Origin of the sequence: Streptomyces sp. NPDC048696, from assembly GCF_043198895.1 — a bacterium.
GTDB lineage: Bacteria > Actinomycetota > Actinomycetes > Streptomycetales > Streptomycetaceae > Streptomyces.
Map to the genome: position 1 here is coordinate 303,630 of NZ_JBICVJ010000006.1, position 19,168 is coordinate 322,797.

General features: G+C 72.1%; 15 protein-coding genes. 12 read left to right on the forward strand and 3 right to left on the reverse strand.

Features of this window, described 5'->3' with window-relative positions:
• Positions 1–80 precede the first annotated feature (80 nt).
• Positions 81–806, forward strand: a complete 726-nt coding sequence (locus ACGFRG_RS15375; protein WP_361419576.1) for a class I SAM-dependent methyltransferase — start codon at positions 81–83, stop codon at positions 804–806.
• A 22-nt stretch (positions 807–828) separates the two neighbouring features.
• On the opposite strand, the gene ACGFRG_RS15380 is transcribed toward ACGFRG_RS15375, so the two are convergent.
• Positions 829–2,049, reverse strand: a complete 1,221-nt coding sequence (locus ACGFRG_RS15380) for a glycosyltransferase (protein WP_393264123.1) — start codon at positions 2,047–2,049, stop codon at positions 829–831.
• Positions 2,050–2,201: 152 nt separating this feature from the next.
• Between ACGFRG_RS15380 and ACGFRG_RS15385 the strand changes: the two genes are divergently transcribed.
• From ACGFRG_RS15385 to ACGFRG_RS15420, 8 genes are all read left to right on the forward strand, one after another.
• Positions 2,202–3,107: an alpha/beta fold hydrolase gene (locus ACGFRG_RS15385; protein ID WP_393264126.1), complete on the forward strand. Its 906-nt coding sequence runs from the start codon at positions 2,202–2,204 to the stop codon at positions 3,105–3,107.
• A gap of 123 nt (positions 3,108–3,230) precedes the next feature.
• Positions 3,231–4,835 (forward strand): sigma-70 family RNA polymerase sigma factor, encoded by a 1,605-nt coding sequence (locus tag ACGFRG_RS15390; RefSeq protein WP_393264129.1) that lies wholly within the window; start codon positions 3,231–3,233, stop codon positions 4,833–4,835.
• A 347-nt stretch (positions 4,836–5,182) separates the two neighbouring features.
• Positions 5,183–7,570, forward strand: coding sequence for a non-reducing end alpha-L-arabinofuranosidase family hydrolase (locus ACGFRG_RS15395; RefSeq protein ID WP_393264132.1), 2,388 nt, complete (start codon positions 5,183–5,185; stop codon positions 7,568–7,570).
• Positions 7,571–7,611: 41 nt separating this feature from the next.
• Positions 7,612–10,239 carry an RICIN domain-containing protein gene (locus tag ACGFRG_RS15400; RefSeq protein WP_393264135.1) on the forward strand — a complete coding sequence of 876 codons (2,628 nt, stop codon included), beginning with the start codon at positions 7,612–7,614 and terminating at the stop codon, positions 10,237–10,239.
• Between the two features lie 134 nt (positions 10,240–10,373).
• The gene (locus ACGFRG_RS15405; RefSeq protein ID WP_361419558.1) at positions 10,374–11,207 is read left to right on the forward strand and encodes a M55 family metallopeptidase; all 834 of its coding nucleotides are present in this window, start codon (positions 10,374–10,376) and stop codon (positions 11,205–11,207) included.
• Positions 11,200–12,525: a M20/M25/M40 family metallo-hydrolase gene (locus ACGFRG_RS15410; RefSeq protein ID WP_361419555.1), complete on the forward strand. Its 1,326-nt coding sequence runs from the start codon at positions 11,200–11,202 to the stop codon at positions 12,523–12,525. The genes ACGFRG_RS15405 and ACGFRG_RS15410 overlap by 8 nt, the downstream gene beginning before the upstream one ends.
• A 13-nt stretch (positions 12,526–12,538) precedes the next feature.
• On the forward strand, positions 12,539–14,521 hold the full coding sequence (locus ACGFRG_RS15415) for a prolyl oligopeptidase family serine peptidase (protein WP_361419552.1): 1,983 nt from the start codon (positions 12,539–12,541) through the stop codon (positions 14,519–14,521).
• Positions 14,518–15,474: an LD-carboxypeptidase gene (locus ACGFRG_RS15420; protein ID WP_393264140.1), complete on the forward strand. Its 957-nt coding sequence runs from the start codon at positions 14,518–14,520 to the stop codon at positions 15,472–15,474. Before ACGFRG_RS15415 ends, ACGFRG_RS15420 begins: the two co-directional genes overlap by 4 nt.
• A 23-nt stretch (positions 15,475–15,497) precedes the next feature.
• Here ACGFRG_RS15420 and ACGFRG_RS15425 read toward each other — a convergent pair whose 3' ends face one another.
• Together ACGFRG_RS15425 and ACGFRG_RS15430 are read right to left on the reverse strand one after the other, a co-directional pair.
• Entirely contained in the window at positions 15,498–16,589 is a 1,092-nt protein-coding gene (locus ACGFRG_RS15425) for an adenosine deaminase (protein ID WP_361419546.1), read from the reverse strand.
• 271 nt (positions 16,590–16,860) lie between these two features.
• The gene (locus ACGFRG_RS15430) at positions 16,861–17,601 is read right to left on the reverse strand and encodes a GntR family transcriptional regulator (protein WP_393264144.1); all 741 of its coding nucleotides are present in this window, start codon (positions 17,599–17,601) and stop codon (positions 16,861–16,863) included.
• Positions 17,602–17,784: 183 nt separating this feature from the next.
• Here ACGFRG_RS15430 and ACGFRG_RS15435 point away from each other — a divergent pair, with 183 nt between their 5' ends.
• The 3 genes from ACGFRG_RS15435 (at position 17,785) to ACGFRG_RS15445 (ending at position 19,142) form a co-directional block, all read left to right on the forward strand.
• Entirely contained in the window at positions 17,785–18,033 is a 249-nt protein-coding gene (locus tag ACGFRG_RS15435) for a LapA family protein (protein ID WP_361419540.1), read from the forward strand.
• Between the two features lie 75 nt (positions 18,034–18,108).
• Positions 18,109–18,546, forward strand: coding sequence for a YdeI/OmpD-associated family protein (locus ACGFRG_RS15440; RefSeq protein WP_188272392.1), 438 nt, complete (start codon positions 18,109–18,111; stop codon positions 18,544–18,546).
• Between the two features lie 50 nt (positions 18,547–18,596).
• On the forward strand, positions 18,597–19,142 hold the full coding sequence (locus ACGFRG_RS15445; RefSeq protein WP_361419536.1) for a GNAT family protein: 546 nt from the start codon (positions 18,597–18,599) through the stop codon (positions 19,140–19,142).
• Positions 19,143–19,168: the final 26 nt, after the last annotated feature.

Genomic DNA, 19,168 nt, shown 5'->3' on the forward strand with positions numbered 1-19,168 from the left:
TAGGCGCCGGGTGCTTGTCGGCGCGCTCCCGGCGCGATAGACCGATCTTGACACTGTGCATGCTGCCTGGGGAGTCGGTCATGAGCGTGACGAGTCGGTACAGGGATGCCTGGGAAGGCTTCTGGCGCGAGGCCCCCGACGAGCCGGGCGGGGTCTTCTGGGACGCCGAACCGGCCCTGACGGCGGGCCTCCATCTCGCCCTGTTCGAGCCGCACATGGCGCATCTCTCGCTGCCCGTGGTCGACCTGGGCTGCGGCAACGGCACCCAGACCCGCTTTCTGGCCGACCGCTACGACAGCGTCACCGGCGTCGACCTCTCGTCCGCCGCCGTCGAGCACGCCAGGGCGCAGGACCCGGACGGGCGCGCCCGGTTCGCCCAGCTGGACGCCACCGACGAGAAGGCCGTCCAGGAGCTGCACGACCGTCTGGGCGACGCCAACGTGTATGTACGCGGTGTGCTCCACCAGTGCGAACCGGCCGACCGGGCGCGGCTGGCCGAGGCGGTGGCGACCCTGGTGGGGGAGCGCGGCCGGGCGTTCCTGGTGGAACTGGCGGAAGCGGCCAAGCCGGTCCTCATGGGCCTCGCGCAGAGCCCCGCCGGACCGCCGCCGAAACTGCGCCCGGTCTTCGCCCACGGCCTGACCCCGGGCGAGGTCACGGACGCGGCCCTGCCCGAGATCGTCCGTTCCGCGGGCCTCACGGTCCTCGCCCGGGGCGAACTGCCGCTCACCACAACCGAGTACCGGCCCGACGGCACCCGCATCGAGCTGCCCTCGACATGGCTGGTGGTGGGGCGGACCGGGTGACCACCGCTGCTCGGCGCCGCCGTCAGGCGGTCAGCGAGGCCACGACGGCCGCCGCTCCGTCTTCGCTCTTGACGATCCGTGAGAGTTCGGTGCACCGGTCGCGGTACCGCTCGTCGTGCAGGGTCGTGCGCAGGGCGTCGACCAGTGTCCCCGCCGTCAGGCGACGGGCGTCCAGGCGGGCGGGGGCGAGGCCCAGAGCGGTCATGCGGCGCGCCCAGTAGTGCTGGTCGATCGCGAGGGGCACCGGCACGGCGGGCACGCCGGCCCGCAGGCCGGCGCCCACCGTTCCGGGGCCCGCATGATGGACGAGGGCGGCCATACGGGGGAAGAGCCAGTCGTGGGGGCATTCCCCGATCGTGAGGACGTCGTCGCCCGAGACGTCCAAGCCCTGCCAGCCGGCCTGCACCACCGCGCGGACGCCCAGTCCGCGGACCGTTTCGTCGATCACGGCGCTCAGCCGCTCCGCGTCGCCCGGCGAGACGCTGCCGAAGCCGAAGTACACCGGAGAGGGCCCGGCGGCGAGGAAATCGGCCAGACGCTCGTCCGGCTGCCAGCCGCTGTCCCGGACAGGCCACCAGTACCCCACGCATGTCTGGCCGTCGGGCAGAGCGGCATCATGCGGCAGCAAGGTGCTGGTGTATCCGTGCAGGACGCGTTGGCCGCGCAGGACATCGACCAGAGCGCCGGCTTTGCGTCGGCGCGTGCCCAGTCGGCGCCCGACCCAGGAGAGGGCCGGGGCGTACAGGGGGCTGATGGCCGCCCGCACGAGGGTTTCGGCGAGCCGGTGGCCGTGGGCCGGGAGCGCGCCGCCGGCGCTCAGCCGGGGCAGGAGCATCCCGGGCGCCGCCGTGTAGGCCCCGATGCAGCGAACGCCCCTTCCCTCGGCGATGACGGCGCACAGGGGATGGGCCAAGGGGTGGGCGAGGATCACCTCCACGCCCTGGTCCACGGCATCGAGGACCCCGCGCGCGATGACGTGGGCCATGTCCTGGGCATTGCGCATCCGGTGCCGGAGCCGGGCGGGGCTCTGCCATCGGTCGAACCGGTCGGCGGCCAGCGCGGACTTCTCCTGCCGGGCCAGGGGGAGCACGTGGACCGGCATGCCGTGCCGGCGGAAGGCGGGCGCCAGGCGCTCGGACGTGGCGACGACGACCTCGTGCCCCGCTGCTTTCAGCCGTACGCCCAAGCCCGCGTACGGCATCGCGTCGCCCGTCGAGCCCCATGTCACCAGCAGCGTCCGCATGCGGCCGAGTATGCGTCGCGGCCCCGACCGGCCGGGACGCGATTCCTCCGCTGCCGCCCGGAAGAGCAACGGGCGACAGGTAGTTGACGCCTCCGGGTGAACCGGCCGGGAAACACGTGCGGCCTCCGTTCCACCGCTGTTATGCAGGCAGCATGTCTCACTGCATCGACATTCAGACGGCGGATCGCGAACTGGTATTCCACGGTTTCCGGTTCGTGGCCCGCACGGCCACCGCGGGCCCCTCGACCACCGAACCCGTCGTGGTACTCGGCGGTTCATCGCAAGATCGTTTCTCCTGGCTGCGGTACGAGCGACAGCTCCTGCCGCACACCACCGTGCTGACCCTGGAGCTGCCCGGCTACGGGGAGGCCGACCCCCTGCCGGTCGAGTACGGCATCGACTTCCTCGCCGACACCGTCCGCCATGCCACCGAGGCCCTCTCACTCGGGCCCGTCAACGTGTTCGGCGCCTGCTTCGGAGCGGCCATCGCCCTGCGCCTCGCCCAGCGGCACCCGGACCGGGTCGCGCGGTTGATGCTGGGAGGCACCGCCGTGGCCATCTCCCCCGAATACATCGTGGCTGCCAAGCGATGGCGCCGCATGGTCGACGACAAACGCTTCGACGACATGGCCCAGGACATGGTCGAGCAGTTCATGGCTCCGCCCGGCCACGGAGTCGTACGGCGCCAGGCCGCTGTGGCACGCCTCATGCGCCAGAGGTTCGCCCAACTCACCGAGCGTGAACTGGCCATGGACGTGGACCACCACGAACGTCTTCTGACGCACCCGTGGAGCCTGCCGTCCCCTGCGGTCACCGCTCCCGTGCTGGTGTTCACCGGCGAACACGACACCATCACGCCACCCCAGGAAGGGCGGCGCGTCGCTCGGGGCCTCGGGGGCCGGTTCACCACGATCAAGGAGGCCGACCACCTTGTCCAGATCGAACGTGACACCGATCTGGCCGACCTGATGGCGCGCTTCTTCACCGACCGACCACTCGACGACCTGCCCTACCTGAACCCGGTCGAAGACTGCGTCCGGCAGTCGCAGATGACGTAAGGGGTGTCGCTTCCCGCAGGGCGAGAGCGGCCTCGCGTTCGTCGCGCGCTTTGGCCGTACACCTTTGCCGACGCTAAGGTATGCCGCCGTACTCGGCGGATCGCTCCCCTGAAGAAGGTGGGAATGGGGCTCATGGATGCGGACCACGCGGAGCTGGTCGTCTCGGCGCAGGCCGGTGATGACCGGGCGCGCGAGGAACTCATCGCCGCGTACCTGCCGTTGCTCTACAACATCGTCGGGCGGGCGCTGAGCGGGCATGCCGACGTCGACGACGTCGTCCAGGAAACGCTGCTGCGCGCGGTGCGCGACCTGCCCGCCCTGCGCGCCCCGGAGAGCTTCCGGTCCTGGCTGGTGTCGATCACGATCCGTCAGATCAGTACCCACCGCCAGCGGCAGCGCGCCTTCGCCGGGCGGACCACGGTCATCGACGAGGCACACGGGATACCGGACGCCGGCGCCGAGCCCGAGGACGTGACGATCCTGCGTCTGCGCATGTCCGACGAGCGCCGGCAGGTCGTCGAAGCCACCCGATGGCTCGATACGGACCATCGGGTGCTGCTGTCGCTGTGGTGGCAGGAACGCGCCGGTCTGCTGAGCCGTGACGACATCGCCGCCGCGACGGGGCTCACGGCCGCGCACGTCGGCGTGCGCCTGCAACGCATGCGCGAGCAGCTGGAGTTGAGCAGGACGATCGTCGCCGCGCTGGAGGCCGAACCGCGCTGCCCGGGGCTGGACGAGACCGTCGCCGGGTGGGACGGCCTGCCTGCGTCGATGTGGCGCAAGCGGATCGCGCGGCACACCCGCGGATGCCCCCGCTGCGGGGCGACGACCGCGGCCCGGGTCCCGGCCGAACTCCTGCTCTTCGGCCTCGCGCCGCTGGCGGTCCCGGCCGGGCTCGTCGCCGCGCTGACCGCCAAGGGCCTGCTCTCGGGTACGGCCGCGAGCGCCGCCGGACTGGCCACCACCCCCGTCGCCCTCGGCACGGCGGCGGGGGGAGGCGGTGTGCAGGGTTCGCTGGTCGGCAAGCTCTCCGCGGTGACCGCGCATCCACTGCTGGCCCTCGCCACCGGCGCGGTGCTCGTCACCGGGACCGCCGTCTATGCGACCTGGCCCGAACCGGCGCATCGGGTGCCCGGCGTCAGCGCCGCTCCCACAGCCGGCGAACCCGGGGCCGCCCGGCCCACGGTCGGCCCGCCGACGCCGACCTCCGCGCACCCCGCCACGCCGAGCCCGTCCCGTACCACCGCGTCGGCCGGACCGTCCCCGGCGGCGAGTCCGTCCGCCGCCGGCACGGTTCCGCTGGGCGCCCAGTCGCTGGAGTCCGTGGACGCCCCCGACCAGTACCTGACGTACTCCGGCGACTTCGCGACGCTCGGCCCGGTCTCCGCGTCCAGCGACGCGCAGACACGCCAGCGGGTCACCTTCACGGTCATCAGGGGGCTGGCCGACTCCCGGTGCGTCACCTTCCGTGCCGCCGACGGCCGCTATCTGCGCCATTTCGAACTGCGGCTGCGGCTGAGCGGCAGCGACGGCAGCGCCCTGTTCCGCGAGGACGCCACCTTCTGCGCGCGCCCGGGGGCGGTCGCCGGGTCGGTGACCCTGCACGCCCACAACTACCCCGGGTCGGTCCTGCGTCGGCGCGACGGCGGTATCTGGCTCGACGGCTCCGACGGCACCCGCGCCTTCGCCGGACAGGCTTCCTTCATCGTGCGCAGGGCCTGGGTCTGAGGAATCGTTCCTTGAGCGGGCGGGACGGACGGGACGACGGCCGCCCCGCCGCGACCGCCACCTGTAGGCACCCCAGGGCGAGGCACGCCCTTCCCGCCAGGACGACCAGATCACAGGGCCTCGCGTAACGCTTTTTGCGTGCGAGATGCATCACCGGGCAATCCGCATGACGGCGCCACTTTTCCGTTACGGGACCGCGAGTTCACCGGCCTCCTCTTGTGTGGGGTGCTCTTCCCGCCGCTCGCCCTGGTGTGCCGGCGCGGCAGGGGCCCCGACGTCCCGTTGACGTATCCCCCGAAGGAAGCCGCTCCCATGACGCGACACATACACGACCCCCGAGGAGCATCATGAAGGGCCTGCACCGGCTCAGCCGGCGTCGCCGCACCGTGGTGGCAGGAGTGTCGGCCGCCGCGGTGGTGGCCGGTGCCCTGACGCTGCTTCCCCACTCCGCCGGAGCCGCCGCCCCGGGTACGCAGGCGCCGCCCGGGGGCCGGTACTTCGGCACCGCTCTGGCCGCCGGCCGGCTCGGCGACCCGGTGTACACCGCGATCGCGGACCGCGAGTTCACCATGGTCACGCCGGAGAACGAGATGAAGTGGGACGCCGTCGAGCCGTCCCGCGGCACGTTCACCTTCGGCGCCGCCGACCAGATCGTCGGCCACGCCCTGGCACACGGCCAGCGCCTGCGCGGCCACACCACGGTCTGGCACTCGCAGCTCCCCGCCTGGGTCCGCTCCATCCACGACGCCACCACCCTGCGCGACGTGATGAAGAACCACATCACCACCGAGATGACCCACTTCAAGGGCAAGATCTACGCCTGGGACGTGGTCAACGAGGCGTTCGCCGACGGCTCCGACCAGCACCGCGGTTCGGTGTTCCAGGACGTGCTCGGCAACGGCTTCATCGAGGAGGCGTTCCGTACCGCCCGGGCGGCCGACTCGTCGGCCAAGCTCTGCTACAACGACTACAACATCGAGAACTGGACGGACGCCAAGACCCAGGGCGTCTACCGCATGGTGAAGGACTTCAAGTCCCGAGGCGTGCCCATCGACTGCGTCGGGTTCCAGAGCCACTTCGGCGCCGGCGGGCCGCCGCCCGGTTTCCGGACCACCCTGTCCAACTTCGCCGCCCTCGGCGTCGACGTCCAGCTCACCGAGCTGGACATCGCGGGTGCCCCGCCCACCCAGTACGCCAACGCGGTCAACGCCTGTCTGTCCGTGGCCCGGTGCAACGGCATCACGGTGTGGGGCGTCCGCGACCGCGACTCCTGGCGCAGCGGCGAGAGCCCCCTGCTGTTCGACAACGACGGCAAACCCAAGCCCGCCTACTACGCCGTCATGGACGCCTTCAAGTCCGCCCCGGGCCCGACGCCCAGCGGGTCCGGCAACCCTCCCGGCGGATCCGGCGGCGGGGAGATCAAGGGCGTCCCCTCCGGTCGCTGCCTCGACATCGACGGCTTCTCCACCGCCAACGGCACCCAGGCGCAGCTGTGGGACTGCAACGGGCAGACCAACCAGCGCTGGACCCGCACCGCGGGCAAACAGCTGATGGTCTACGGCGACAAGTGCCTGGACGCCAGGGCCAAGGGCACCGGCAACGGCACCGCGGTGGTCATCCAGGACTGCGACGGCAGCTCCGACCAGCAGTGGAACGTCAACACCGACGGCACGATCGCCGGCGTCCGGTCCGGGCTGTGCCTCGACGCCGTCGGCGCGGCCACCGCCAACGGCACCAAGATCCAGCTGTACTCCTGCTGGTCCGGCGCCAACCAGAAGTGGACCGGCCCTTCCGGGACACCGGCTCCCACGCCGCCCGCGCCGACGGGCGGCACCTGTGCCCTTCCGTCGACGTACCGGTGGACGTCGACCGGAGCGCTGGCGCAGCCCGCGAACGGGTGGCGGTCGGTGAAGGACTTCACCCACGTGATGTACAACGGCAAGCACCTGGTCTACGCCTCGAACGTGTCGGGGTCGTCGTACGGCTCGATGGCCTTCGCCCCCTTCACCAACTGGTCGGACATGTCCTCGGCCCGCCAGACCGGGATGGGGCAGTCCGCGGTGGCTCCCACGCTGTTCTACTTCGCGCCCAGGAAGATCTGGGTGCTGGCGTACCAGTGGGGCGCGTGGCCCTTCATCTACCGCACGTCGAGCGACCCGTCCAACCCCAACGGCTGGTCCGCGCCGCAGCCGCTGTTCACCGGCGGCATCCCGGGCGCCGCCCCGATCGACCAGACCCTGATCGCCGACGACCAGAACATGTACCTGTTCTTCGCCGGTGACAACGGCAAGATCTACCGGGCGAGCATGCCGATCGGGAACTTCCCGGGCAGCTTCGGCTCCTCGTACACCACGGTCATGAGCGACACGGTGAAGAACCTCTTCGAAGCGCCGCAGGTCTACAAGGTCCAGGGCCAGAACCAGTACCTCATGATCGTCGAGGCCCGGGGTGCCAACGAGCAGCGCTACTTCCGCTCGTTCACGGCCTCCAGCCTGAACCGTTCCTGGACCCCGCAGGCCGCCGGCGAGAGCAACCCCTTCGCGGGCAAGGCCAACAGCGGTGCCACCTGGACCGACGACATCAGCCACGGTGACCTGGTCCGCGCCAACCCCGACCAGACCATGACCGTCGACCCCTGCCACCTGCAGCTCCTCTACCAGGGCAAGTCACCCACCGCGACCGGCCCGTACGACCAACTGCCGTACCGGCCGGGCCTCCTCACGCTCCAGCGCTGACCTGCCCGATCCACGGTGACACGCAAGGAGAACACCCCCCTATGAACAACCCCACGAACGGCGGGCGCCGCGGGCGCCACCGTCGTCGCTGGAGCGCCACCGCCCTGCTGCTCGGTGTGCCCGCAGCCGTCGTGCCGTACCTCCTGCTCACCCAGGAGGACTCGCAGGCCGCGACGGTCGACGCCGGTGCCTACTACCGGCTGGTCTCGGTGCGCAGCGGCAAGGTGGTGGACGTCAACGCCTTCTCCACGGCCGACGGCACCCGCGTCCAGCAGTGGACCGACCAGAGCACCGTCAACCAGCAGTGGAGACTGCGGCCCACCGGGGACGGCTACTACGCGCTCGTGAACCGCAACAGCGGAAAGGTGCTGGGCATAGCGGGCGGCTCGACCGCCCGGTCGGCCGCCGCCGAGCAGCAGACCGACAGCTCTTCCGCCTCCCAGCAGTGGCGGATCGACGACGTGAGCGGTTCCGGCGCCGTCACCTTCACCTCCCGCAGGAGCGGCCAGGTCCTGGACGTCTCCGGGGGTTCCACGGCCCAGGGCGCGGCGATCATCCAGTACCCCGGCAGGGGCAGCGCCAACCAGCAGTGGAAGCTGGTGAAGGTGAGCGGCCCCCAGACGCCCGCGGCCGGACCGTATGTGTGGAAGAACGCCCAGGTGGTCGGCGGCGGTTATGTCACCGGGCTGGTGTTCAACCCACGGGAGAAGGGCCTGCTCTACGCGCGCACCGACATGGGCGGCGCCTACCGCTGGGACGCCGCGGCCGAGCAGTGGATCCCGCTCACCGACTGGCTCGGCGAGAAGGACTGGAACCTGCTGGGCATCGACGCGCTGGCCACCGACCCCGTGGACCCCGACCGGCTCTACCTCGCGACGGGCACCTACACCAACAACTGGGCCGGCGACGGCGCGATCCTGCGCTCCACCGACCGGGGCCGCACCTTCCAGCGCACCGATCTGCCGTTCAAGCTGGGCGGCAACGAGGACGGCCGGGGCGCGGGCGAACGGCTCGTGATCGACCCCTCGGACCACCGCAACCTGCTCCTTGGCACCCGTAAGAACGGCCTGTGGCGCAGCACGGACAGCGGTGTGACATGGCGGCAGGTCTCCTCGTTCCCCGTCAAGGACGGGGCGGGCAGCGGCGCGGGAATCTCCTTCGTGACGTACGGACCGGCCGGCAGCCACACGGTCTACGTCGGCGTCGCTGACAAGTCGACCTCGCTGTACCGCTCCACCGACGGCGGCAGCACCTGGCACGCCGTGTCCGGGCAGCCCACCGGCCGGCTGCCGCAGCACGGCGTGCTCTCCGGGGACGGCTCGCTGTACCTGACGTACACCAACGCCCTCGGACCCAACGGCGTGACGGCGGGCTCGGTGTGGAAGTACACACCGGCCGGCGGGGCGTGGAAGAACGTCTCCCCGTCCAGCGGTGGCTACGGGTTCTCCGGCCTGGCCGTCGACCCGCGCAAGCCGTCCACGGTGATGGTCACCACCCTCGACCGCTGGTGGCCCGAGGACGAGATCTACCGCACCACCGACGGCGGCACGACGTGGACGGCACTGGCCGGGAAATCGGTGCGCGACGCCTCGGCCGCTCCGTACATCGGCACCCACATCGGGCACTGGATGACCGCCTTGGCCATCGACCCCTTCGACTCCGGGCACGTGCTGTACGGCACCGGCAACGGCATCTGGCGCAGCAAGGACGCCAACGCCGGCGACAGCGGCGGCACCAGCCACTGGACGGTGGGGGCACGGGGTCTTGAGGAGACCGCGCTGATGGACGCGATCGCCCCGCCCGGCGGCGCCGCCGTCATCACCGCCATGGGCGACCAGGGCGGTTTCCGCCACGGCTCCCTGACCGAGGTGCCCGCCGGGCGGCTGGCGAACCCGATGATGAGCAACAGCACCGATATCGACTTCGCCCAGTCCAACCCCTCGGTGATGGTCCGCGTCGGCCATGGCGGCGCGCAGGACGGCGCCTACTCCACCGACGGCGGCATCAGCTGGAACGGCTTCAAGGCGGAGCCGGTGGCCGGTGCCCAGGACGGGCGTGTCGCGCTCGCGGCGGACGGCTCCTCCATCGTCTGGACCGAGGCCGGCCAGGTTCCTTACCGCTCCACGGACAAGGGGGCGAGCTGGTCGAAGGTCGCTGGTCTGGGCGTCGACGCCGTGGTCGTCGCCGACCGCTCCTCGGCCGGGACGTTCTACTCGCTGTCCGGTGGCACGCTCTACGCCAGCACCGACGGCGGAGCGACCTTCACCGCCCGGGCCGCCCAGCTGCCCGCCGACGGCAGGCTCACGGCCGTCCCCGGCGTCGCGGGGGACCTGTGGATCGCGGCCGGTGGCCAGGGGCTGCTGCACTCCACCGACGGCGGCCGCACCTTCACCACGCTCACCACGGTGAGGTCCGCCTCCGCCCTCGGCTTCGGCAAGGCCGCACCCGGGGCCTCCTACCAGGCCCTGTATCTGATCGGCACGGTCAAGGACGTCACCGGGGTCTTCCGCTCCACCGACAAGGGCGCCAGCTGGCTGCGCGTCAACGACGACGCCCACCAGTGGGGCGGCATCGGCGGTGTCGGCGTCATCACCGGCGACCCCGACACCTTCGGCCGCGTGTACGTCGGCACCAACGGACGCGGCCTGCTGTACGGCGACCCGTCCTGACCCCGACGCCCCGGCGGGGCCGCGGGCACGACGGCCCGCGGCCCCGCCTCGTCGGCGACTGATCTCGGCCCGTGGACCCACTGCGGTGGTGTGGCCTCTGGTCGGCGTATTCGGCGGCCGGTAGCGTCGTACGCATGAAGATCCTGATCAGCGCCGACATGGAGGGCGCCACCGGTGTGACCTGGCCCGCCGATGTGCTGCCGGGCACCCCGCAATGGGAGCGCTGCCGCGCCATGTTCACCTCCGATGTGAACGCGGCGGCGCTGGGCTTCTTCGACGGCGGCGCCGACGAGGTGCTCGTCAACGAGGCGCACTGGGCCATGCGCAATGTGCTCCTGGAGCGGCTGGACGAGCGGGTGCAGATGCTCACCGGGCGGCACAAGTCGCTGTCGATGGTGGAGGGCGTGCAGCACGGCGACGTGGACGGCATCGCGTTCGTCGGGTACCACACGGGCGCGGGCAGCGAAGGGGTGCTGGCCCACACCTATCTCTCCAATTCGATCACCAGCGTCTGGCTCAACGGGACGCGCGCGAGCGAGGGCCTGCTCAACGCCCATGTGGTCGCGGAGTACGGCGTGCCGGTGGTCCTGGTCACCGGCGACGACCTGACCTGCGCGGACGCCGAGGGGTACGCGCGGGACGCGCGCAAGGTCGCGGTGAAGGACCATGTCTCGCGGTACGCGGCGGTGTGCCGCACCCCGGCGCGTACGGCGGCCGAGATCAGGGCGGCGGCGAAGCAGGCCGCCGCGCTCGCGGTGCGCCACGACCCGGTGCGCCGCGGACCGTTCACCGTGGAGCTCGAATTCGACGCGGAACACCTGGCGATGGCGGCGACGGTGGTCCCGGGCGCGGCGCGCACCGGCGAGCGCCGGGTCGCCTACACCAGCGACACCATGTACGACGGCATCCGCACCTTCAAGGCCGTCACCACGGTCGTCTCGGCCGCGGTGGAGGAGCAGTATGGCTGAGCACATCGACGGCCGGGCACTGGACGAGGTGGTGACGTTCACCTCGGACCTCATCCGTATCGACACCACCAACCGCGGCGGCGGCGACTGCCGCGAGCGGCCCGCCGCCGAGTACGTGGCGGAGCGCCTGGCCGACACCGGTCTGGAGCCCACGCTCCTGGAGCGGACCCGGGGGCGCACCAACGTGGTGGCGCGGATCGAGGGCACCGACCCGTCGGCCGACGCGCTGCTGGTCCACGGCCATCTCGACGTGGTGCCCGCCGAGCCCGCCGACTGGAGCGTGCACCCGTTCTCCGGTGAGGTCGTCGACGGCGTGGTGTGGGGGCGCGGCGCCGTCGACATGAAGAACATGGACGCGATGGTCCTCGCGGTCGTACGGGCCTGGGCGCGCGCGGGGATCCGCCCGCGCCGCGACATCGTCATCGCCTACACCGCCGACGAGGAGGCCAGCGCGATCGACGGCTCCGGCTTCCTCGCCGACCACCACCCGGGTCTGTTCCGGGGGTGCACCGAAGGCATCAGTGAAATGGGAGCGTTCACCTTCCACGCCGGCCCCGGCCTGGAGATCTACCCGATCGCGGCGGGCGAGCGCGGCACCGGCTGGCTGAAGCTGACCGCGCACGGCCGGGCCGGGCACGGCTCCAGGGTGAACCGGGCCAACGCGGTCAGCCGCCTCGCCGCCGCGATCGCCCGGATCGGCGAGCACGAGTGGCCGGTCCGGCTCACCGCGACCGTCACGGCGGCCCTGACCGAGCTCGCGGCGGTGTGCGGGGTGGCGGCCGACCCCGGGGCGCCGGACTTCGACGTGGACGAGCTGCTGGCCAAGCTCGGCCCGGCCGCCGCCCTGGTCGAGGCGACCGTGCGCAACAGCGCCAACCCGACCATGCTGGAGGCCGGTTACACCATCAATGTGATTCCGGGACACGCCACCGCGTATGTGGACGGCCGGGTGCTGCCGGGCGGCGAGGAGGAGTTCCGCGCGACCCTGGACCGGCTCACCGGGCCGGACGTCGCCTGGGAGTTCCAGCACAGCGAGGTGGCTCTCCAGGCGCCGGTCGACTCGCCGACGTACGCGAAGCTGCGCGCCGCCGTGGAGAAGTTCGCCCCCGAGGGCCGTGTCGTGCCGTACTGCATGTCGGGCGGCACCGACGCCAAGCAGTTCTCCCGTCTCGGCATCACCGGATACGGCTTCTCGCCGCTGCGGCTGCCGCCCGGCTTCGACTACCAGGCCCTGTTCCACGGCGTCGACGAACGGGTGCCGGTGGACGCGCTGCACTTCGGGGTGCGCGTCCTGGACGACTATCTGCGGTCCGCATAGGGGAGTTGACGACATGGTGCCCATGGAGGCCTACGGAACCTGGCCGTCGCCCATCGACGCCCGGCTCGCCGCCGCGCACGACGGGTCGCCCGAGTGGGTCGGGGTGGTCGGCGACGAGGTGTGGTGGACCGAGCCGCGCCCCGTCGAGGGCGGCCGCCGCGCGCTGCTGCGGCGCGGAGCGGACGGCGGGGCGCAGTCGGTGCTGCCCGCGCCGTGGAACGTACGGTCGAGGGTGATCGAGTACGGCGGCCGCCCCTGGGCCGGGGCCGGACGGGGCGCCGATGGACCGCTGGTGGTCTTCGCCCACTTCGCCGACCAGCGCCTCTACGCGTACGAGCCGAACAGCACCGCGGCGCCCCGGCCGCTCACCCCGCTGTCGGCGGTCGGTGAGGGGCTGCGCTGGGCGGATCCGGTCGTGCTGGTGGACCGGGGCGAAGTGTGGTGCGTGCTTGAGGAGTTCACGGGCGAGGCGCCGACGGATGTACGGCGGGTGATCGCGGCCGTGCCGCTGGACGGCTCGGCCGCCGAGGACCGCGGCCGGGTGCGGGAGCTGTCCGACGGGCGGCACCGCTTCGTCACCGGCCCGCGTCTCTCGCCGGACGGGGCGCGGGCGGCGTGGCTGGCCTGGGACCACCCGAACATGCCGTGGGACGGCACCGAGGCCGTCCTGGCCGACGTGGACGCCGACGGGGTCTTCCGGCGGGCGAGGACCGTCGCCGGAGGGCCCGAGGAGTCCGTGGCCCAGGTCGAGTGGAGCGCCGACGGCCGGTTGCTCTTCGCCTCCGACCGCTCCGGCTGGTGGAACCTCTACCAGGCCGGTTCCGAAGGGGAGGCGGTCGCGCTCTGCGCGCGCGAGGAGGAGTTCGCCGGGCCGCTCTGGCAGATCGGCCGCCAGTGGTTCCACCCGCTGGAGAACGGACTGATCGCGGTCGTCCACGGCAAGGGCGCCACCGCCCTCGGCATCCTGGACCCGGAGACCGGCGAGGTGGTCGACGCGGCCGGGCCCTGGACGGCCTGGCACTGCACCCTGGCCGTGCACGGCAGCCGGGTCGTCGGCGTCGCCGCCAGCCCGCGCACCGCGTACGAGGTGGTCGAGCTGGACACCCGCTCGGGCCGCACCCGGGTCATCGGCTGCGGGCACGACGACCCGGTGGACCCCGCGTACTACCCGGAACCCCAGATGCGCACCTTCGCCGGGCCCGGCGGCCGGGAGATCCACGCGCTGCTCCACCCGCCGCACCACCCCGGCCGGGTGGCGCCCGCCGACGAGCTGCCGCCGTATGTGATCCGCGTCCACGGCGGCCCTACCAGCCAGGTCCCGCTCGTCCTCGACCTGGAGATCGCCTACTTCACCTCGCGGGGCATCGGCGTCGCCCAGGTCAACTACGGCGGCTCCACGGGCTACGGGCGCCAGTACCGCGACAGGCTGCGCGAGCAGTGGGGCGTCGTCGACGTCGAGGACTGCGCGGCGGTGGCGAAGGCGCTCGCCGACGAGGGCACCGCCGACCCCCGGCGGCTCGCGATCCGCGGCGGCAGCGCGGGCGGCTGGACCTCCGCGGCCTCGCTCGCCACCACGGACGTCTACGCCTGCGCCACCGTGGTCTACCCGGTCCTCGACCTCACGCACTGGTCGTCGCGGAGCGGGACGCACGACTTCGAGTCGCGCTACACGGAGTCGTTGATCGGGCCCGCCGCCGAGTATCCCGGCCGGTACGCCGACCGCTCGCCGATCACCCATGCCCATCGGATCAGCGCGCCGTTCCTGCTGCTCCAGGGGCTCGACGACGTGATCTGCCCGCCCGTCCAGTGCGAGCGGTTCCTGGCCGCGGTGGCGGGGCGCGGCATACCGCACGCGTACATCGCCTTCGAGGGCGAGGGCCACGGCTTCCGCCGGGCCGACACCATGATCCGCGTTCTGGAGGCCGAACTGTCCCTGTACGCCCAGACGTTCGGGATCGACCGGCCCGACGTCCCCCTCCTGGAGATCGAGAAGTGACCTCTACGCACCACCCTTCGATCCCGTCGGCCGCGCTCACGCGGCCCGCACGGCTGCGCCCGGGCGCCCGGGTCGCCGTGGTCGCGCCCAGCGGCCCCGTGCTGGACGAGCGTCTGGACACCGGCCTCGACATTCTGCGCGGCTGGGACCTGGACCCGGTCGTCATGCCCCATGTGCGCGCCCGGCACCGGGAGTTCGGCTATCTCGCGGGCGACGACGAGGGCCGGGCGCGGGACCTCCAGGAGGCGTGGTGCGACCCGGGCATCGACGCGGTGCTCTGCGCGCGCGGCGGCTACGGGGCCCAGCGCATGGTGGACCTGCTCGACTGGACGGCGCTGCGCGCGGCCGGGCCCAAGGTGTTCGTCGGCTACAGCGACGTGACCGTACTGCACGAGGCGTTCGCCGTACGGATGGGGCTCTCCACGCTCTACGGTCCGATGGTGTCGGCCGCCACGTTCCTCAAGGACGACGCCACCCAGCGGCATCTGCGCACCACCCTGTTCGAGCCCGAGGCGGCGATGGTGATCGGCTCGGGGACGGCCCGCCCGCTGGTACCCGGCCGGGCGCGCGGGACGACCCTCGGCGGCTGTCTCGCGCTGCTCGCCTCCGACCTCGCGACCCCGTTCGCCAGGACGTCGGCGCGCGGCGGGCTGCTGCTGATCGAGGACGTCGGCGAGGACGACTACCGGATCGACCGGCTGCTCACCCAGCTGCTGCGCTCGGGGTGGCTGGACGGCGTCACGGGGGTCGCGCTCGGCTCGTGGGAGAAGTGCGGGCCCTACGAACGGGTGCGGGCGGTGCTGTACGAGCGGCTGGCCGTGCTGGGCGTGCCGGTCGTCGAGCACCTCGGCTTCGGGCACTGCGCCCCGTCGCTCACGATGCCGCTCGGCGTACCCGCGCTGCTGGACGCCGACGCGGGCACACTCACTCTGGAGGTGCCCGCGCTGGCGTAGCTGTTCCGGGGTTTCAGGGATCCCTAGAGGGCCGCGTATCCCGGGCGGACCAGCTCGTCGATGATGCGGCGGCGTTCCGGCAGCGGCAGGAACGCGGCCTCGACGGCGGCCACGGTGAACTGCTCGAACACCTCGGGGCCGTAGCCGAAGGCGTCCACCATGTGCTGGAACTCCTCGCTCATGGTGGTGCCGGAGACCAGCCGGTTGTCGGTGTTGAGGGTGACCCGGAAGCCGAGGCGGCGCAGCAGGTCGATGGGGTGCGAGGCGTAGTCCTTCGCGGCGCCCGTCTGCAGGTTGGAGGTCGGGCAGACCTCCAGCGCGATGCGGTTGTCGCGCAGGTACGAGGCGAGGTGGCCGAGGTCGGCCGTGCCGTCGTCGTGCACCGTGATGTCGTCGGTGATCCGCACACCGTGGCCGACGCGCTCGGCGCCGCAGATCTGTACGGCCTCGTGGATCGACTCGGCGCCGACGGCCTCACCCGCGTGGATGGTGAAGTGGCAGTTCGACCGCTTGAGGTGCTGGAAGGCCGGGAGGTGGCGGGCCGGCGGGTTGCCGATCTCGCCGCCCGCGATGTCGAAACCGGCCACGCCGCGGTCGCGGTGGGCGACGGTCAGCTCGGCGATCTCCAGGGACCGGTCGGTGTGGCGCATGCCGGTGAGCAGGGCGCGGACGGTGATCCGGCCGCCGGTGCGGCGCTCGCCCTCGCGGAATCCGGCGTTCACCGCGTCGACGACCTCGTCGAGGGTGAGCCCGCGCTCCAGGTGCTGCTCGGGGGCGTAACGCACCTCCGCGTAGACGACCCCGTCCGCCGCCAGGTCCTCGGCGCACTCCGCCGCGATCCGCTCCAGCGCCTCGCGGGTCTGCATCACCGCGCAGGTGTGGGCGAAGGTCTCCAGGTAGCGCTCCAGGGAGCCCGAGTCGGCGGCGTCGCGGAACCAGACGGCGAGGGCGGCCGGGTCCTCGGTCGGCAGACCCTCGTACCCGCACGCGCGGGCCAGTTCGACGATGGTCGCGGGCCGCAGCCCGCCGTCGAGGTGGTCGTGGAGGACGGCCTTGGGCGCGCGGCGTATCCAGTCGGCGACGGGGGTGGTGGCGGGGTTGTCAGACAAGTGCATGACGGAGGAGTGTACAGCCCCTTGGTCCGGGCTGAGAGTTCCACCGGGGGTGATCTTTGGGTGCGGGTTGTGCGGCCCGCACCCTGCGGGGTGCGTGGCGTTCGCGTGCGGGCCGGTGGGGGCTGGTCGCGCAGTTCCCCGCGCCCCTTCACTGGGCCCTGCGGGCCCTCCTCATTTCGGCTGCGGACCGTGCTGGGTTGCTCGCGCCCACGCGGCGGAGCCGCACAATGTCACAGCCCCGCGCCCCTTCACTGGGCCCTGCGGGCCCATCTCAGTTGCTCTGCAGCAGCGGCAGTGCCGGGGAACCCGTTGGGAGCATGTGTTTGGCGGCCAGGATCGGGGTGGCGTCCAGGCGGACGACCTGGGTGATCAGGACCGCCGGGGTGTCCGCCGGGCGGGAGAGCTGGTCGCCGCGGCGGCGGCCCAGCAGGGTCGCCGTGACCCCGCTGTGCGCGGTCAGCTGCACCCCCCGCGAGGCGCCGGCCAGCACCGCGAGCATGGACGCGGGCGCCCCGTCCCCGAGCGCGGTCAGGAACGCCGGATGCGTGCCTTCCAGTACGGCCTCGGGGGCCGCCCACTCATGGCTGAGCGCCACCGGGACACCGTCGGCGACCAGCACGGACTCCCAGAACCGGAGCTCGGCCCCGGCCGTCGGCAGCAGATGCTGGGTGCTGAAGTCGGTGGGTTCCTCGACACTGCGCAGCAGCGCCCGTACGTGCACCACGCCGCCCGCGCCGAGCAGGTCCTCCAGCGGCTGGAGCTGCTCGAAGCCGCGCCGAGGGGGCCGGTCGTTCACGGTCCGCCCCACGCCCCGGCGCACCGTGAGCAGCCCGTCCTCCTGGAGCAGCAGCAGGGCCTCGCGCAGCGCGGGGCGGCTCACGCCCAGCTCGGCCGCGAGCCGGGGCTCGGAGGGGAGGGTGGAGCCGGGCGGGTACGTACCGTCGTGAATCGCGTCGGCGATCCGCTCGTACAGGACGACGACCGGCCTGCGCTGCTGTCCGCTGACTGCCATGGGGCAAGCATGGCCCGATCGTCACTTGTCTGACAAGGCGGGTAGGGAACGAGCACCTGTGCCCCGGACTCGCCCCAGCCGTGAACGCGACTCACCCGTCCGGCCCGCCCCGCCGGTCGTCCCGCCGCCCTTGCGCTCATCCTGGCCGGAAGGGGGTACGCCACCCCCAGGAAGGGCCAGGTCATGAGCCCCAAGGACGCGTCGGGCGGCACGAAGGCCGGTACACGGTTCGGCGGTGCCCTCACCCCGGCCCGGATCGCGGTCATCGTGATCGCGGTGCTCGCCCTGATCTTCATCTTCGAGAACACCCGGCAGGTCAAGATCCGGCTGTTGATCCCCGAGGTCTCCATGCCGCTCTATCTGGCCCTGCTCGCCGTTTTCGTGGTGGGGGTCATCTGCGGCGGCTACTTCATCAGACGGCGGGCCAAATGATCGTCAACGTCCGGTATATCGTGGCCCGTTGACACGGCACGGCCACCGCGCGGCACGGCGACGAGGAGAGCGAGCATGAAGTTCAAGGCCACGGTCATCCCGTCCGGCAACGCCCTCGGGGTCGAGGTGCCGCAGCAGGTCATCGACGACCTGGGGCAGGGCAAGCGGCCGCCGGTCGTGGTCGCGATCAACGGCCACTCCTGGCGCACCCGGGTCGCCGCGATGCGCGGCCAGATCCTCATCGGCATCAGCGCGGCCAACCGCGAGGCCAGCGGGGTGGACCTCGGCGAGGAGATCGAGGTCGACCTCCAGCTCGACGACGAGCCGCGGGTCGTGGAGGCGCCGGCCGACCTCGCCGCCGCGCTGGACGCCGAGCCCGGGCTGCGCGGGGCGTACGACCGTATGGCCTTCAGCCTCAAGCGCAAGCAGGTGGGCGAGATCGAGAGCGCCAAGAGCCCGGAGACGCGGCAGCGGCGCATCGACAAGATGGTCGAATCACTCCGGGGCAAGTGATCACTGGCGAGGGGTGGGGAGGGGGCGACCCCGGGCAGTACCCTGACGCGATGCCTGACAAGATCACCTATCTCGCCGAAGGGCCCCGCGTCGGGATCCGCTACTTCACGTACGACGACGCGGCGGAGTTCACCGTGCTCGCCCGGGAGAGCCGGGATCTGCACGCGCCCTGGCTCTTCCCACCGGCCGACCCCGAGGCGTACGCCACGTACGCGGGGCGGTTGATAGAGGACCCGACGAAGCAGGGGTTCCTGGTCTGCTCGCGGGACGACGGCCGGATCGCGGGCTTCATCAACATCAACAACATCGTCCAAGGTGCCTTCCTGTGCGGGGCGTTGGGGTACGGCGCCTTCGCGCACGCCGCCGGGCGGGGGCTGATGGGCGAGGGGCTCGACCTGGTCACCCGGTACGCGTTCGGCACGCTCGGGTTGCACCGGCTCGAAGTGAACATCCAGCCCGCCAACGTGGCCTCGATCGGTCTGGTCCGGCGGGCCGGATACCGCCTGGAGGGCTTCTCGCCGGACTTCCTCTTCATCGACGGCGCCTGGCGCGACCACGAACGCTGGGCGATCACGGCGGAGATGGTCCGCCCGTAGCCCGAAGGCCCGAAGTCCGGGACCCG

What these genes read in the sequence shown, in the direction of transcription:
- ACGFRG_RS15395 (WP_393264132.1), top strand. Translation starts at nt 5,183, where the DNA reads ATGAAGGGCCTGCACCGGCTCAGCCGGCGTCGCCGCACCGTGGTGGCA.
- ACGFRG_RS15380 (WP_393264123.1), bottom strand. Translation starts at nt 2,049, where the DNA reads ATGCGGACGCTGCTGGTGACATGGGGCTCGACGGGCGACGCGATGCCG.
- ACGFRG_RS15405 (WP_361419558.1), top strand. Translation starts at nt 10,374, where the DNA reads ATGAAGATCCTGATCAGCGCCGACATGGAGGGCGCCACCGGTGTGACC.
- ACGFRG_RS15400 (WP_393264135.1), top strand. Translation starts at nt 7,612, where the DNA reads ATGAACAACCCCACGAACGGCGGGCGCCGCGGGCGCCACCGTCGTCGC.
- ACGFRG_RS15445 (WP_361419536.1), top strand. Translation starts at nt 18,597, where the DNA reads ATGCCTGACAAGATCACCTATCTCGCCGAAGGGCCCCGCGTCGGGATC.
- ACGFRG_RS15410 (WP_361419555.1), top strand. Translation starts at nt 11,200, where the DNA reads ATGGCTGAGCACATCGACGGCCGGGCACTGGACGAGGTGGTGACGTTC.
- ACGFRG_RS15415 (WP_361419552.1), top strand. Translation starts at nt 12,539, where the DNA reads ATGGTGCCCATGGAGGCCTACGGAACCTGGCCGTCGCCCATCGACGCC.
- ACGFRG_RS15375 (WP_361419576.1), top strand. Translation starts at nt 81, where the DNA reads ATGAGCGTGACGAGTCGGTACAGGGATGCCTGGGAAGGCTTCTGGCGC.
- ACGFRG_RS15425 (WP_361419546.1), bottom strand. Translation starts at nt 16,589, where the DNA reads ATGCACTTGTCTGACAACCCCGCCACCACCCCCGTCGCCGACTGGATA.
- ACGFRG_RS15440 (WP_188272392.1), top strand. Translation starts at nt 18,109, where the DNA reads ATGAAGTTCAAGGCCACGGTCATCCCGTCCGGCAACGCCCTCGGGGTC.
- ACGFRG_RS15430 (WP_393264144.1), bottom strand. Translation starts at nt 17,601, where the DNA reads ATGGCAGTCAGCGGACAGCAGCGCAGGCCGGTCGTCGTCCTGTACGAG.
- ACGFRG_RS15435 (WP_361419540.1), top strand. Translation starts at nt 17,785, where the DNA reads ATGAGCCCCAAGGACGCGTCGGGCGGCACGAAGGCCGGTACACGGTTC.
- ACGFRG_RS15390 (WP_393264129.1), top strand. Translation starts at nt 3,231, where the DNA reads ATGGGGCTCATGGATGCGGACCACGCGGAGCTGGTCGTCTCGGCGCAG.
- ACGFRG_RS15385 (WP_393264126.1), top strand. Translation starts at nt 2,202, where the DNA reads ATGTCTCACTGCATCGACATTCAGACGGCGGATCGCGAACTGGTATTC.